Source organism: Tepidimonas sediminis, assembly GCF_007556605.1.
Lineage (GTDB): Bacteria > Pseudomonadota > Gammaproteobacteria > Burkholderiales > Burkholderiaceae_C > Tepidimonas > Tepidimonas sediminis.
The window spans coordinates 57,881-72,345 of record NZ_VJND01000013.1; the positions used below are offsets into that span (position 1 = coordinate 57,881).

Genomic DNA, 14,465 nt, shown 5'->3' on the forward strand with positions numbered 1-14,465 from the left:
CGCACGTCAGGCCGTCCAGGCCAGCGTCACCACGCCCAGCGGATCATGGCCGGCCTGCTCGCCCTTGTCGGCGTAGCCGAGCGGGTTGGCCACCACACGGCAGCGGCCGGCGCGGTAGTCGTGGCGGCAGTGCACGTGGCCGTGCAGCCACAGGTCGGCCTGCTCCAGCAGGTCGTCCAGCGCGTTGCAGAAGCCCGCCGTGCCCGGTTGCACGCCGTAGCGCGGATCGGCGCTGCGCAGGCTGGGGGCGAAGTGCGTCACCACCACCGTGGGGCCGGCGAACGGTTCGGCCAGCGCCGCGGCCAGCCAGCGCTGGCATGCCAGCGCCTGCTCGCGCATCGCCGCGGCGTCGAACAGCGCGCCGTGGCGCTGCGTGGCCGCCTGCGCCAGGTAGTGGTTGGCGGCGCGGAAGGCGCGTTCGCGCTGGCGCTCGCGGTGGCGCAGCGGATCGGCGATCGGCCGCGCCTTGCCCTTGCGCCGCTCGGGCACCTCGGCCAGCGCGTCGTAGTCGGCCCACAGCGTCGTGCCGACGAAGCGCACGCCGCGCAGCACGTGCGTGGCGCACTCCAGCCACACCAGACCGTGACGCGCGCACGCCGCGCGCAGCCCGGCGTGGGCCTCGTCCCAGTCGAGCGCGTCGTACTCATGGTTGCCGGGCACGAACAGCACCGGCACCGGCCAGCCGGCAAAGCGCGCCAGCCCCCAGTCCGGCTCGGTCATCTTCACCTGCCCCGTGCGGTCGCGCTGGTAGGAGCCGATGTCGCCGGCCAGCACCAGCACGTCGGCGCCGGCGGCCGGGCGCGGCTGCCAGTCCGGGTGGGCCTCCAGGTGCAGATCCGACAGCAGCTGAATGCGCAGCTCAGGCATCACGCGCCTCCAGCCCGGCGGCGGCCACCGCGCGCTGCACCGCCGCGCGCAGCCAGCGCTGCGCCGCGCTGCCCTCGGTGCCGCGGTGCCACAGCATGTCCACGTGCACCGGCGGGACCGGCAGCGGCAGCGGCTGCGTGGCCAGCGCCTCGGCGTGGCCGGTGGCGCTCAGGAAATGCTGCGGCAGCACCGTCAGCAGATCGGAGCTGGCCACCACCTGTCCGGCGGTGAAGAACTGGTTGACCGTCAGCACGATGCGGCGCCGGCGCGACAGCGCCGCCAGCGCCTCGTCGACGAAGCCAAACGGCCGCCCGGAAAAGCTCACCAGCAGGTGGCGCGCGGCGCAGTAGGCGTCCAGCGTCAGCGGCGCCTGCGCCAGCGGATGCCCGCGGCGCATCGCCACCACGTAGCGACCGTGGTAGAGACGCCGCCACAGGAAGCGCGGCACCTGCTCCTGCAGATGCGTGGCGCCGAGCTCGGCCAGCACGCCGGGAAAGTAACCGATCGCCAGGTCCACGCCGCCGCCGTCCAGCAACGGCCGCGGGTCGCGCGTGGTCAGCGGCAGCACGCGCAGCGTCACCCCTGGGGCTTCGGCGTCCAGGATCGCCACCAGCCCCGGGATCACCTTCGACGCCGTGGCATCGGCCATCGCCAGCACGAAGGCGTCCTGGGCGCGCGCCGGCTCGAACGGCCCCGGCGCCAGCGATTCACGCAGCCGCTGCAGCGCCTCGCGCACCGCCGGCCACAGCTGCAGCGCATACGGCGTCGGCTCCACCCCGTAGCCACTGCGGCGCACCAGCTCGTCGTCCAGCAGCACGCGCAGGCGCCGCAACGCGTTGCTGACCGCCGGCTGCGACAGCGCCAGGTTGTGCGCCGCCCGCGTCAGGCTGCGCTCGGCCATCACTTCGTCGAAGACGCGCAGCAGGTTGAGGTCCAGCGTGCGGAAGTTGACCTTTTGTATCACCAGGATGAATGTAAGGCATTCCCAATCAAAAGTTGAAAAACATACGGGAAAACCCTAACCTACGGCCATCCCCATGTTGCATCGCATCAAGCAGGAGATCGCCATGAGCACGATCCTGACCTCCGCCGCCGCCCCCCTCCCCACCCGGGAGGATGGCCGCGGCTCGCACGTCGACGCCGCGCGCCACGCGGTGGCCCCGCGCGCGCTGGCCACGCTGCTGCTGGCCGCCGGCGTGGCGGCACTGGCCGTCGTCACCGACCGTCTGGTCGACACATGGGCCGACGGGCACCTGCTGGCCGCCTGGGTGCTGATGTGGGCCGTGGTGTTCCTCGGCAGCGTGCTGCTGGCCTCGCCGGCGCGCCACGCGGCGCAGCGCGTCGGCCAGTGGGCGGACGCCTGGGCCCGCCAGCGTGCGCTGGCCCGCGCCGAGGCGCGCACCGCCGCGCTGGCGCGGCGCGACGCCCGCCTGCAGGCCGAGCTGGAGGCGCTGCGCACGCGCGCCGAATCGGCACCGCAGGCGTGGCACGAGGCGCTGGCGCCGCTGGGCCCGTCGCTGGATGTCGAGGCCACCGCCGCGGCGGCACGCTGGGCGCTCAGCGACGCCGAGCTGGTGGCGATGCCCGACGGCCGCCGCTACAGCCTGTACTACGTCTGAAACCGGCGCCGCCGCAGCCGGTCGGCACCGCTGCGGCGGCGCCAGCATCAACCCAGGATGCGGCGCGCCATGCGGGCGCGCACTTCCTCCAGCTCGGCTGGCAGGCGCGGGGCCAGGCGCTCGAACAGCTCCGCGTGCTGGGCCAGCTCGCGCGCCCAGTGCGCCGGCACCATGTCGGTGACGGCGGCGAAGCGCTCGCGCCCGAAGTCCAGCCCCTCCCAGTGCATCTCGTCGTAGACGGGGCTGAGACCGAAGGCGTGATCCTCGCCGGCGACGCGCCCCTCCAGGCGGTCGATGATCCACTTCAGCACCCGCATGTTCTCGCCGTAGCCCGGCCAGATGAAACGCCCTTCGGCATCCTTGCGGAACCAGTTGACGCAGAAGATGCGCGGCAGCGTGCGGCCCGACTCCTCCAGCCGGTGCTCGACGTCGAGCCAGTGGCGGAAGTAGTCGCCCATGTGGTAGCCGCAGAACGGCAGCATGGCGAAAGGATCGCGCCGCACCACCCCCTGCGCGCCGAACGCCGCCGCGGTGGTCTCCGAGCCCATCGTGGCGGCCATGTAGACGCCCTCCATCCAGGTGCGCGCCTCGGTGACCAGCGGCACGGTGTCGCTGCGCCGCCCGCCGAAGACGAAGGCATCGATCGGCACACCCTCCGGATCGTCCCACTGGGCGTCCAGCGCCGGGTTGTTGGTGGCCGCGACAGTGAAGCGGGCGTTGGGGTGCGCGGCCTTGCGCCCGGCGGCCCCGTCGGCCGGCGTCCAGTCCTTGCCCTGCCAGTCCAGGCAGTGCGCGGGCGCCGGACCCATGCCTTCCCACCAGACGTCGCCGTCGTCGGTCAGCGCCACGTTGGTGAAGATGACGTCGCGCCGCAGGCTGGCCATGCAGTTCGGGTTGGTGGCGTCGTTGGTGCCGGGCGCGACGCCAAAGTAGCCGGCCTCGGGGTTGATGGCGTAGAGCCGCCCGTCCGCATGCGGCTTGATCCAGGCGATGTCGTCGCCGATGGTGGTGACCTTCCAGCCCTCGAAGCCCTTGGGCGGCACCAGCATCGCGAAGTTGGTCTTGCCGCAGGCGCTCGGAAACGCCGCGGCGATGTGGTACTTGCGCCCCTCGGGGCTGGTGACGGCCAGAATCAGCATGTGCTCGGCCAGCCAGCCCTCGTCGCGCCCCATGACCGAGGCGATGCGCAGCGCCAGGCACTTCTTGCCCAGCAGCGCGTTGCCGCCATAGCCCGAGCCGTAAGACCAGATCTCGCGCGTCTCGGGATAGTGGACGATGTACTTGGTGGTCGGGTTGCACGGCCACGGCACGTCGGCCTGCCCCGGCGCCAGCGGGGCGCCCACGCTGTGCACGCACGGCACGAAATGGCCGTCGCTGCCCAGCACGTCGTAGACGGCGCGCCCCATGCGGGTCATGAGCCTCATGCTCACGACGACGTACGGGCTGTCGGTCAGCTCCACGCCGATCTGCGCGATCCGCGAACCCAGCGGCCCCATGCTGAAGGGCACCACGTACATGGTGCGGCCGCGCATGCAGCCGTCGAACAGGCCCGGCTGACCGTCGCGCCCGTGCTGCAGGATGGCGCGCATTTCGGCCGGATCGACCCAGTTGTTGGTCGGCCCGGCGTCCTCGCGCCGCGCGCTGCAGATGAAGGTGCGATCCTCCACGCGCGCGACGTCGGAGGGATCGGTCCACGCCAGGTAGGCGTTGGGGCGCTTGGCCGGGTCGAGCCGCCTGAGCGTGCCGGCGGCCACCATCTGCTCGCACAGGCGGTCGTACTCGGCCTGGCTGCCGTCGCACCACACGATGCGGTCGGGCTTGCACAGCGCGGCCATCTCGGCCACCCAGGCGATCAGGCGGGCATGCTGGACGCAGGACGGGGGATGGAGCTTGACCCCCGGCATCATCGGAGCGTTCATCGGCGCGGGTACCTCGACACGGACACGAATGGCGTCGGCGCTCGGCAACCCCGGCACCGGACGGCGGCGCGTCCATTGTAGGCACGGACCCGGCACGAACATCAGCCGGATCGCGGCCGTCTCATGCAAAACGTGCATGAAGGCATGACGATCCGATGACGCCGACGCGACGGAACCGCGGCACGGCGCCGCGCGCCGCCCCGACCACGACGTGCCCCCAAAACGACACCACCCCGGCGGCCGGACGGCACGCCGGGGTGGCATTCCGAAGCAAGGAGACGGCGCCGGCCTCAGCCCATCATCACGGCGATGAAGGCCAGCAGGAACATCAGGATCGCCCCCGCCAGCGGGATCAGCCAAGGGATCACGTGTACGATCGACTCGGCCACGTCGGGCTCGTGTTGCGGCGCGGGCGCGTGGGCGTGTGCCATGGTGCGGGGGCTCCTGTGTCGTTGTCCAACCCGGTTGATTTTAGTCAAAAGCCTGCGCGCGCGGCATGCGCGCAAACCCTGCCCGCGCAGGCGCTGGTGCTGGCCGCCGGACGCGGGCAGCGCATGCGGCCGCTGACCGACCGCACGCCCAAGCCGCTGCTGACGGTGCGCGGCCGCCCGCTGCTCGTGTGGCACCTGCACGCGCTGGCGCGCGGCGGCGTGCGGCGGGTGCTCGTCAACACCGCCTGGCTGGGCGAGCAGATCCCGGCCGCACTCGGCTGCGCGCACGCCACGCCGTGGGGCGAGGTGGCGCTGGCCTACTCGATGGAGGGCGAGGACTTCGGCCACGCGCTGGAGACCGCCGGCGGCATCGCGCGCGCGTTGCCGCGGCTGGAGGATCCGTTCTGGCTGGTGGCGGGCGACGTGCACGCGCCCGACTTCCCGTTCGACGAGGCCCGGCGCGCCGCCTTCGCGCGCGGCGACGATCTGGCGCACCTGTGGCTGGTGGCCAACCCCCCGCACCACCCGGGCGGCGACTTCGGGCTCGACGGCGGACGGGCCCTGGACCTGCCCGAGGACGATGGGCGGCCGCGCTGGACCTACAGCACGATCGCGCTGCTGCGCCATGCGCTGTTCCACCCCCCCTGGTGCGACATCCCGCCTGGCAACCCCCACGGCGTGGTGGCGCCGCTGGCACCGCTGCTGCGCCGCGCGATGGCCGCCGGCCGCGTCGGCGCCGAGCGCTGGCCGGGCACCTGGACCGACGTCGGCACGCCGGAGCGCCTGGCGGCGTTGCAGGCCGCCCCGGACTGAGACCGGCGGAGGTCACCCGCGCCGGCCGGGCGGCGCCCGCGGGGCCCGCCTATCATTGGCGCATGACCACGCCCATCCCCCACCAGGCGCTGTACGCGCAGCGCCGCGCCCGCCTGGCCGCGCAGCTCGGCGAGGGCGGCATCGCCATCGTGCCCACCGCACCGGTGCGGCCGCGCAACCGCGACAACGACCATCCCTACCGCTTCGACAGCCATTTCCACTACCTGACCGGCTTTGCCGAACCCGAGGCGTGGCTGGTGCTCACCGCCGAGGGGCGCAGCATCCTGTTCTGCCAGCCCAAGGATCCGGAGCGCGAGATCTGGGACGGCTACCGCCTCGGACCGGAGGCCGCCCCCGCCTCGCTCGGCGTGGACGAAGCCCACCCCGTGACCGAGCTCGACGCCCGCCTGCCCGCCCTGCTGGAAAACCGTCGCAGCGTCTGGTGGCCGTTCGCCACCCACGAAGGGCTGCAGGCGCGCCTCGACGGCTGGCTGCAGCGCGTGCGCGCCCGCGTGCGCCACGGCGTGCTGTGCCCGCACACGCAGCGCGACCTGTGCAGCCTGCTGGACGAGATGCGCCTCATCAAGGACGCCCACGAGCTCGACGTGATGCGCCGCGCCGCCCGCATCAGCGCCGGCGCCCACGTGCGCGCGATGCAGCGCTGCGCCGCCTGGCTGCGCGCGGGGCGGGAGGTGCGCGAATACCACCTCGAGGCCGAGCTGCTGCACGAATTCCGCCGCCACGGCGCCAGCGGCCCGGCCTACGGCAGCATCGTGGCCGCCGGGGCCAACGCCTGCGTGCTGCACTACCGGGCCGACACCGCGCCGGTGCGCCCGGGGGAACTGGTGCTGATCGACGCCGGCTGCGAGTTCGAGGGCTACGCCAGCGACATCACGCGCACCTTCCCGGCCGACGGGCGCTTCCGCGGCCCGCAGCGCGCGCTCTACGAGATGGTGCTGGCGGCGCAGCAGGCCGCGGTGGCGGCCACCCGCCCCGGCGCGCGCTTCACCGACGCGCACGAGGCCGCGGTGCGCGTGCTCACGCAGGGGCTGCTCGACGAGGGGCTGCTCAAGCGCAAGCAAGTCGGCACGCTCGACGACGCGATCGAGCAGCGCGCCTACTTCCGTTTCTACATGCACCGCACCGGCCACTGGCTGGGCCTGGACGTGCACGACGTCGGCAGCTACGTCGAGCCGACCGAGATCGGGCAGGCCAGCCCGCGGCGCGACCCGCTCAGCGGCGAGACCATCCTCGACCGCCCGGCGCGCATCCTGCGCCCCGGCATGGTGCTGACGATCGAGCCGGGCCTCTACGTGCGCCCGGCCGAGGACGTGCCCCCGGCATTCTGGAACATCGGCATCCGCATCGAGGACGACGCGGTGGTCACCGAGGACGGCTGCGAGCTGATCACGCGCGAGGTGCCGGTGCAGCCCGACGCGATCGAGGCGCTGATGCGGGGGTGAGCCGACCGGGGTGTCCTCACCCCCGCGCGCGCCAGGCGCGCGGGCTGCCGGCGCGCAGGCAGGCGCGGCGGTAGGCGCGCAGCGTCTCGGCGGCGCGCGCCAGCACCGAGCCGGGGGCGTAGGCCGGCTGGCCGGCGGCGCCAAGCGGCGCGGTGGCCGCGCGCGGGTCGGCCAGGCCGAACGGCACGCCGCTCAGCAGCGTCATGCCCTCGGCGACGTGGTCGATGGCCCAGACGTGGAACAGGCCGCGTTCGACCGCCTCGACGACCTCGTCGGCCAGCACCAGGTGGCGGCGGTTGCGCGCCGGGATGATGACGCCGTGCGTGCCGTCCAGCCCGGCGGCGGCGCAGACGCGGAAGAACCCCTCGATCTTCTCGTTGACGCCGCCGATCGGCAGCACCTCGCCGAACGGGTTGAGGGCGCCGGTGACGGCGATCGACTGCCTCAGCGGCACGCCGGCCAGCGCCGACAGCAGCGCGAAGAGCTCGGCGCAGGAGGCCGAGTCGCCCTCCACGCCGGCGTATTCCTGCTCGAAGACGATGGAGGCGGTCAGCGCCAGCGGCGCCAGCGGGGCGAACAGCGCCGACAGGTAGCTGTGCAGGATCAGCACCGCCTTGTCGTGGATCGGGCCGGAGAGCTCGACCTCGCGCTCGATGTTGAGCAGGCCGTCGTGGCCCGGCACGGTGCGCGCCGCCACGCGCATCGGCAGGCCGAAGGCGTAGTCGCCCAGGTCGAGCACCGACAGGCCGTTGAGCTGACCGATGCGCGCGCCGCTCAGGTGCACGACGCGGTCGCCCTCGGCGATGGCGGCGCGCAGCCGCTGCTCGGGGCCGTCGTGGCGGCGGTTGCGCGCGGCGATGGCCTGCTCGACGTCGGCGCGCTCCACGCGGCGCGCGCCGCGCGCGCGGGCGTGCTGCGCGGCCTCGATCGCCAGCGTCTCGGTGCGGGCGAAGACGGCGCTCTGGCGCGTGCGGTCCTCGGCCTGGCGGTGGCTGTCCTCGATCAGGCGCGCCACCGCCGCGGCCGTGAACGGCGGCAGGCCGCGGCGCGCGGCGGTGTGGGCGACGAACACGCCGGTGGCGCGCCAGGTGTCGGGGCCGGCCAGGAAGCTGTCGTCGAAATCCACCTTGACGCGGAAGTGGCGCGCGAATTCGGGGTCGCCTTCCTGCAGCGCGTAGTACTGCTCGTGCGTGCCGATCAGCACGATCTTGACGTCGACGTCGACCGCCTCCGGCTCCAGCGAGGTGGTGGCCAGCGCCGAGAACATCGTGCCCGGCTCCTCGATCTGCAGCCGGCCGCTGCGCAGCACGCGGCGCAGCTTTTCCCACACCAGTTCGTCGGCCACCAGATCGCGCAGGTGCAGCATCAGAAAGCCGCCGTGCGCGCGCAGCAGGCTGCCGGCGCGGATGCGGCTGAAGTCGGTCACCAGCACGTCGTTGTCGGTCTGGTACTCGATGCTGCCGAACAGCGGGCGGTACAGCGGGTTGTTCTCGACGATGACCGGCGCGCCCTGGGTGTCGGCGTTGTCCACGACGAGGTTGACGCGGTAGCGCTGCAGCCGCCGCTCCAGCGCCTCGCGCCGCTCGGGTTCGTCCTCGGCGTCGCCCGGCTCGAACAGGTCCAGGTGATCGAGCACGTCGGCGGCGATGCCGTCGAGCCACTGGTTGAGCTTGCGCGCGTCCTTGAACTGCTTGCGCAGCGCCTGGCGCACGGCGCCGAGCTCGCGCTCCAGCAGCGGCTTGACGGCCTGCCGCCGCAGCGCCTCCACGCCCTCGCGCAGCGCGCGCTCCAGCGGCGCGGTCACCTCCAGGAAGCGCAGGATCTCGGCGCGCAGCTCGCGCTCGCCATCGTCGTAGGCGCGCCGGCGCGCCTCGTCCAGCGCCGCCAGCGCCTCCGCCGACAGCGGCTCGCCGTCCTCGTCCAGCAGCGTGAAGATCAGCTGCCCGCCCTCGCGCCGCAGCGCGAAGTGGCGCTGGCGCGCGAACGCCGCCAGCTCCGCGTACGCCTGCGCCTCGCGGTCGGCGTAGTTCTTCTCCAGCGCCGACAGCGCCGCCTTGAAGCCGGGCTCGCTCAGGCGCTTGGGGATGTCGGCCTGCAGCGTGCGCACGAACTCCTGCATGCGCTGGCGCAGCACGCGCCCCTGTCCGGCCGGCAGGCGCAGCGCGCGCGGCTGCTGGGGGTTTTCGAAGTTGTGCAGGTAGCACAGATCCGGCGGCACCGGGCGGCCGGCGGCCACCGCGCGCATCTCCTGCTGCAGCAGCGTGGCGCGGCCGGTGCCGACCGCGCCCAGCACGAACAGGTGATGGCGCGGCTGGTCCAGCTGCAGGCCGAAGCGCGCCGCCGTCTGCGCGCGCGCCTGCCCGATCCACGGCAGCGGCTCGTGCGCCAGCTCGTCGGTGTCGGCAAAGCCGAGCTGCGCCGGGTCGATGCGCAGCCTCAGGGCCGAAGCCGGCAGCCGCGCCGGCAGGTCGCCGCCCGGCGCGGCGGGGACGGCATCGTCGGACCGATCGTCGCTCATGCACGGCAGTCTAGCGCCGTTCGTCGCCGCGGCCTGCGCCGCCGCCGGCCTCGGCCGATATCCCCGGCATGCGCATCGAGCACAGCCACGTTCACCTGGCCGCCCGGCACGAGGAGCGGGTGCGCCAGCACGCCGTCACGACGCTGCGCGCCGGCGCGCCGGGCCGTGCGGCCAGCCAGCCGGCGCTGCGCGACGAGGCGACGACGCGCGAGCCGCGCCTGGCGGTGCTGGTGCGGCTGGTGGAGGCGATGACGGGGCTGCGGGTGCGCGTCTTCCGCGCCGAGGCGCTGCAGGGCGACGGCGCATCGGCGTCGGCGCAGCCCGCCCCTGCCCCGGCCGCCAGCGCGCCGGGCCCGGCGTGGACGCTGGAGGTGCAGCGCGTGAGCGTGCGTCACGAGCTGGCCACGCTGCGGGTGCGTGCCCAGGGCCAGGTGACGCTGGCCGACGGCCGCACGCTGGCGTTCGACTTCGCGCTGGAGCTGCGCAGCGAGCGGCTGCAGGTCGAAGCGGTGGCCGCGCGCGTGCAGCAGGCCGCCAAGGACCCGCTGATGATCGCGCTGGATGGCGGCGCCATCGGCCTGAGCAGCTGGCGCTTCGCGTTCGACCTCGACGCCGACGGGCAGGCCGAGGCGGTGCCGTTCGCCGCGCCCGGCGCCGGCTGGCTGGTGCTGGATCGCGACGGCAACGGCCGCATCGACGACGGCCGCGAGGTGCTGGGCGCCTTGAGCGGCGACGGCTTTGCCGACCTGGCGGCGCTGGACGAGGACGGCAACGGCTGGATCGACGAGGCCGACACGGCGTTCGAGGCGCTGCGCGTGTGGGTGCGCGCCGAGGCCGCGGACCCGGGCCGGCTGCTGACGCTGCGCGAGGCCGGTGTCGGTGCGCTGCACACCGGCCGCGTGGCAAGCCCCTGGACACTGCGCGCCGCCGACGGCGCGGCGGCGGGCCTGCTGCGCGCCAGCGGGCTGTATCTGGCCGAAACCGGCGCGGCGCGGGCACTGCAGCAAATCGACCTGGTGGCGTGAGCCCGAACCGGGCTTACACTGCGGCGATGGACACGCCCCCGCCCCCCACCGCCGCGCTGACGGACGACGATTACGACACCCTCAACGACATCCTGCACGACCTGGCCACGCGCGCCGGCGACGAGGCGCAGGTGCCGGACGATTGGGAATATTGCGACGGCTTTCTGACCGCGCTGCTGTGTTCGCGCCGGCTCGTGATGCCAAGCGAATACTTCCCCGTCCTGTTCGGCGCCGGACCGGGCTCGGGTCCGGGGTTTGGCGCGGCGGCGTTCCGCGACGAGGCGCAGCTGCAGACCTTCCTGCAGCTGTGGATGCGGCGCTGGAACGAGATCGCGCAGGCCCTGCAGCAGCCGGTGGAGATGCTGGACGACCCGCGCACGCTGCAGCCGTGCTGGCACGACCTGCGCGGCTGGGCCATGGGCCTCGGCGCCGACGAGCGGCAGCAGCTGCAGGACGCGCTCGGGCACCCGCTGGATGAGCTGCCGCCGATCGGGCAGCTGTGGGCCCTGGGCTTCCTCGACGTGGTGGCGGCGTGGCAGGACGACTGGAAGCCGCCGCGCGAGCGCGAGCTGGCCGAGGCGTGGAAAGGTGCGCTGGCCGACATCGCGGCGTTGCTGGACGATGACACCGAAGCGCCCTTGCCGCCGGACGACGACGGCCAGCCGGTCGGCTACTCCGAACGACGGCTGGAGGTCATGGGCGAGGCGATCTGGGCCGCCTACGCGCTGCACGACATGGCGCGCGAACTGGGCGCGCCGGTGGCCACCGTGCGCAAGGCCCCCGAGCCGGGCCGCAACGACCCCTGCCCGTGCGGCAGCGGCAAGAAGTACAAGAAGTGCTGCGGCGCCGCCGCTTGAAGGCGCCGCGCTAGCCCGGCAGCCGCCGGCGCAGCCCGGCCAGCGCGTGCAGCACCGCCTGCGCGCGCACCGCGGCGCGCTCCCCGTCGAAGCGAACGCGCTCGGCCTGCACCTGGCCGCCCACGCACCAGGCGAACCACACCGTGCCGACCGGCTTGGCCGCCGAGCCGCCGCCGGGGCCGGCGATGCCGGTGACGGCCAGCGCCGCCGCCACCCCGGCGCGCGCCGCCGCACCGGCGGCCATCGCGCGCGCCACCGGCTCGCTGACCGCACCGTGCGCCTCGATCAGCGCCGCGGGCACGCCGAGCTCGGCCACCTTGGCGGTGTTGGCATAGGTCACCCAGCCGCGCTCGAACCAGTCGCTGCTGCCGGCGCGCGCGGTGCAGGCCGCCGCCACCAGCCCGCCGGTGCAGCTCTCCGCCGTGGCCAGGCGCCAGCCGCGCGCCGTCAGCCGCGTGGCCAGCGCCTCCACCTCGGCCCAGACGGCCGGCGGCAGCCACAGCGGCGCGTCCGCGCTCACGCCACCCCTCCCCACAGGAAGCGCGCCAGCGCCACCACCAGCAGCGTGCAGAACGCCGCCACCAGGTCGTCGAACATGATGCCCCAGCCGCCGCGCCAGCCCGGGCCCTTGAAGACGCGGTCGGCCCACGCCACCGGGCCAGGCTTGGCGGCGTCGAACAGCCGGAACAGCGCAAAGCACAGCGCCTGCCCGAGCAGCGTGGCCGGGGCGGCGATCCACAGCACCAGCCAGATCGCCACGATCTCGTCGATGACGACGAAGCCCGGGTCGTCGATGCCGGTGCGGCGCGCGGTGGCGGTGGCGGCCCACCAGCCAGCCAGCAGCCCCGCCGCGACGATGACCGCCCAGCCGAGATCGCCCGGCGCGGCCAGCCGGTCGACCAGCAGGAACGCCGCCCAGCCCCACAGCGTGCCCACCGTGCCCGGCGCCACGCGCGCCAGCCCCGCCCCGAAGCCCAGCGCCACCAGGTGCGACAGCCGCGCGACCATGAAGCGCGCCGACGGCACCGGCCACGGCAGCGCGGCGTCCGCTGATGGCCTGCCGCTCATGCGAACCACTCCTCGAAGCCGCCGAACGGCTCGAAGCGCCCGCGCACCAGGCGCAGCCGCGTCGGCCCGGGCAGCGCACGCGCACGCACCGGGTGCAGCGGATCGCCGGGGTAGCACATCGCGCGCGCCCCGTCGGCCTCGAACAGGTGCGGCAGGATGCATGGCGGCACCCGCGCCGCCGCCTCTTGCATCGCCGCCGCCACGGTGGCGTGGCGCGCCAGCTGCGCCAGCCCCATCAGCTGCGGCGGGATCAGCGCCATGCCGCCCTCCCACGCGCGGCGCAGCGCCTCGCGCGGCGTCAGCCACAGCGCCGCGCCGATCTCGCGCGGATCCGGACGCACCTCGGCCCCGTCGGGCAGCCGCGCGAGGAAGAAGCGCGTGTCGAAGCGCTGCGTGCCCACCGGCGGGTTGCGCGGCGTGATCCAGCGCGACCACGGCACCAGCGCCGCCCCGCTGGCCAGCACGACGCCGGCCTCCTCGCGCAGCTCGCGCGCCGCGGCCACCCACAAAGCGCGCGCCTGCGCCGGCGTCAGGGCCGGCTCGCCGAGCCGCGCCGGCAGCCGCTCCGCCGGAGCGCCGAGCCACCCCTGCCACGCCGGGTCGGCGTCGCCGGCGTCGACCTTGCCGCCGGGAAAGACGTACACCCCGCCGAGGTCGGCGCTGGCCGAGGGGCGCTGCAGCAGCAGCACCTCCAGCCCCGCCGCGCCGTCGCGCAGCAGCACGACGCTGGCGGCGTCGCGCGGGGGCGGCTCGTCGGCGGGGGCGGCGCGGCGCGGATCGGTCATGCCGCGATGGTAGCGAAGTGGTCGAACCCTGCCAGCCGCACGCCGTCCGGCAGCGGATAGGGCCGCCCGTGCGCGTCGAGCAGGCGCACGCGGCCGGCGCCGTCGGCCAGCGGATGCTGCGCCGGCGCGCCCGCCACGATGCGGCCGATGCGCGCCACCGGCGTGGCCGCGCGCACCGCGGCGGCCTGCACCGCATCCCGCCGCGCCGCCGGGGCGGTGAAAACGAGCTCGTAATCGTCGCCGCCGGCCAGCGCATACGACAGCGCGGTGGCCGGGGGCAGCGCGCGCACCTCGGGTGCCGCCGCCTCGCGCAGCAGGGCGTCCACGTCCAGCTCGGCGGCCACGCCACTGGCAGCCAGGATGTGCCCGAGGTCGGCCAGCAGGCCGTCGCTGACGTCGGCGGCGGCGTGCGCCAGCCCCGCCAGCGCCTGCCCCAGCGCCAGGCGCGGCAGCGGGCGCAGCAGCTGCGTGCGCGCCGTCTCCGCCGCCGGCCCCGACAGCGCCAGCTCCCCGCACAGCAGCGCCAGCCCCAGCCGCGCCCGCCCCAGCACGCCGCTGACCCAGACGTCGTCGCCCACCCGCGCGGCGTCGCGGCGCAGCGCCCGCGGCGGCTCCACCTCGCCGAACACCGTCAGCGCCAGCGTCAGCGGCCCGGCGGTGGTGTCGCCCCCCACCAGCGCGCAGCCGTGCGCATCGGCCAGCGTCAGCATCCCCTCGGCCAGCGCGCGCAGCCACGCCTCGTCGACGCGCGGCAGCGCCAGCGCCAACGTGAAGGCCAGCGGCCTGGCCCCCATCGCCGCCAGGTCGCTCAGGTTCACCGCCAGCGCCTTGTGGCCCAGCGCCTGCGGCGCCACGTCCGGCAGGAAGTGCCGCCCCGCCACCAGCATGTCGCTGCTGACCGCCAGCGCCCGGCCCGGCGCCGGCGCCAGCAGCGCCGCGTCGTCGCCGTTGCCGAGCAGCACCCCCGGCGCCGCGGGCGTGGTGCGGAAGAAGACGCGGCGGATCAGGTCGAACTCACCCATGCGGCGCATTGTCGCGCGGCGCGCCGCCGGCCCACGCCGGGCGCGTTTTGCCCGACAATAGCGCCACCCTGTAACCCG

At 74.7% G+C, this 14,465-nt stretch carries 14 protein-coding genes; 5 read left to right on the plus strand and 9 right to left on the minus strand.

Annotated elements, in window-relative coordinates; translation table 11 throughout:
* Positions 1–6: 6 nt before the first annotated feature.
* Both Tsedi_RS10115 and Tsedi_RS10120 read right to left on the minus strand, forming a co-directional pair.
* On the minus strand, positions 7–858 hold the full coding sequence (locus Tsedi_RS10115) for a metallophosphoesterase (protein ID WP_143896274.1): 852 nt from the start codon (positions 856–858) through the stop codon (positions 7–9).
* A gap of 1 nt (position 859) precedes the next feature.
* A complete protein-coding gene (locus Tsedi_RS10120; RefSeq protein ID WP_143896272.1) occupies positions 860–1,828 on the minus strand; it encodes a LysR family transcriptional regulator in 969 nt (322 codons plus the stop codon).
* 76 nt (positions 1,829–1,904) lie between these two features.
* Between Tsedi_RS10120 and Tsedi_RS10125 the strand changes: the two genes are divergently transcribed.
* The gene (locus Tsedi_RS10125) at positions 1,905–2,486 is read left to right on the plus strand and encodes a hypothetical protein (protein ID WP_143896221.1); all 582 of its coding nucleotides are present in this window, start codon (positions 1,905–1,907) and stop codon (positions 2,484–2,486) included.
* 47 nt (positions 2,487–2,533) lie between these two features.
* On the opposite strand, the gene Tsedi_RS10130 is transcribed toward Tsedi_RS10125, so the two are convergent.
* Both Tsedi_RS10130 and Tsedi_RS12210 read right to left on the minus strand, forming a co-directional pair.
* The gene (locus Tsedi_RS10130) at positions 2,534–4,405 is read right to left on the minus strand and encodes a phosphoenolpyruvate carboxykinase (GTP) (RefSeq protein ID WP_143896223.1); all 1,872 of its coding nucleotides are present in this window, start codon (positions 4,403–4,405) and stop codon (positions 2,534–2,536) included.
* 290 nt (positions 4,406–4,695) lie between these two features.
* On the minus strand, positions 4,696–4,836 hold the full coding sequence (locus Tsedi_RS12210; protein ID WP_185970644.1) for a hypothetical protein: 141 nt from the start codon (positions 4,834–4,836) through the stop codon (positions 4,696–4,698).
* A 123-nt stretch (positions 4,837–4,959) separates the two neighbouring features.
* Here Tsedi_RS12210 and Tsedi_RS10135 point away from each other — a divergent pair, with 123 nt between their 5' ends.
* Together Tsedi_RS10135 and Tsedi_RS10140 are read left to right on the plus strand one after the other, a co-directional pair.
* A complete protein-coding gene (locus tag Tsedi_RS10135; RefSeq protein ID WP_246099254.1) occupies positions 4,960–5,649 on the plus strand; it encodes a nucleotidyltransferase family protein in 690 nt (229 codons plus the stop codon).
* Positions 5,650–5,711: 62 nt separating this feature from the next.
* Positions 5,712–7,112, plus strand: coding sequence for an aminopeptidase P N-terminal domain-containing protein (locus Tsedi_RS10140; RefSeq protein ID WP_143896225.1), 1,401 nt, complete (start codon positions 5,712–5,714; stop codon positions 7,110–7,112).
* Positions 7,113–7,128: 16 nt separating this feature from the next.
* Here Tsedi_RS10140 and Tsedi_RS10145 read toward each other — a convergent pair whose 3' ends face one another.
* Complete coding sequence (locus Tsedi_RS10145) at positions 7,129–9,630, minus strand: Lon protease family protein (protein WP_143896227.1); 2,502 nt, start codon at positions 9,628–9,630, stop codon at positions 7,129–7,131.
* A gap of 68 nt (positions 9,631–9,698) precedes the next feature.
* Here Tsedi_RS10145 and Tsedi_RS10150 point away from each other — a divergent pair, with 68 nt between their 5' ends.
* Together Tsedi_RS10150 and Tsedi_RS10155 are read left to right on the plus strand one after the other, a co-directional pair.
* Complete coding sequence (locus Tsedi_RS10150) at positions 9,699–10,655, plus strand: hypothetical protein (protein WP_143896229.1); 957 nt, start codon at positions 9,699–9,701, stop codon at positions 10,653–10,655.
* Between the two features lie 26 nt (positions 10,656–10,681).
* Positions 10,682–11,512, plus strand: coding sequence for a UPF0149 family protein (locus Tsedi_RS10155; protein ID WP_143896231.1), 831 nt, complete (start codon positions 10,682–10,684; stop codon positions 11,510–11,512).
* 10 nt (positions 11,513–11,522) lie between these two features.
* On the opposite strand, the gene Tsedi_RS10160 is transcribed toward Tsedi_RS10155, so the two are convergent.
* Genes Tsedi_RS10160 through thiL form a run of 4 tightly spaced genes read right to left on the minus strand, consistent with a single transcriptional unit; the run spans position 11,523 to position 14,387 of the window.
* Complete coding sequence (locus Tsedi_RS10160; RefSeq protein ID WP_246099255.1) at positions 11,523–12,032, minus strand: CinA family protein; 510 nt, start codon at positions 12,030–12,032, stop codon at positions 11,523–11,525.
* A complete protein-coding gene (locus Tsedi_RS10165; protein WP_185970645.1) occupies positions 12,029–12,580 on the minus strand; it encodes a phosphatidylglycerophosphatase A family protein in 552 nt (183 codons plus the stop codon). The genes Tsedi_RS10160 and Tsedi_RS10165 overlap by 4 nt, the downstream gene beginning before the upstream one ends.
* Positions 12,577–13,365: an NUDIX hydrolase gene (locus Tsedi_RS10170; RefSeq protein ID WP_143896233.1), complete on the minus strand. Its 789-nt coding sequence runs from the start codon at positions 13,363–13,365 to the stop codon at positions 12,577–12,579. The genes Tsedi_RS10165 and Tsedi_RS10170 overlap by 4 nt, the downstream gene beginning before the upstream one ends.
* Positions 13,362–14,387: a thiamine-phosphate kinase gene (gene thiL / locus Tsedi_RS10175; RefSeq protein ID WP_143896235.1), complete on the minus strand. Its 1,026-nt coding sequence runs from the start codon at positions 14,385–14,387 to the stop codon at positions 13,362–13,364. The genes Tsedi_RS10170 and thiL overlap by 4 nt, the downstream gene beginning before the upstream one ends.
* Positions 14,388–14,465 lie beyond the last annotated feature (78 nt).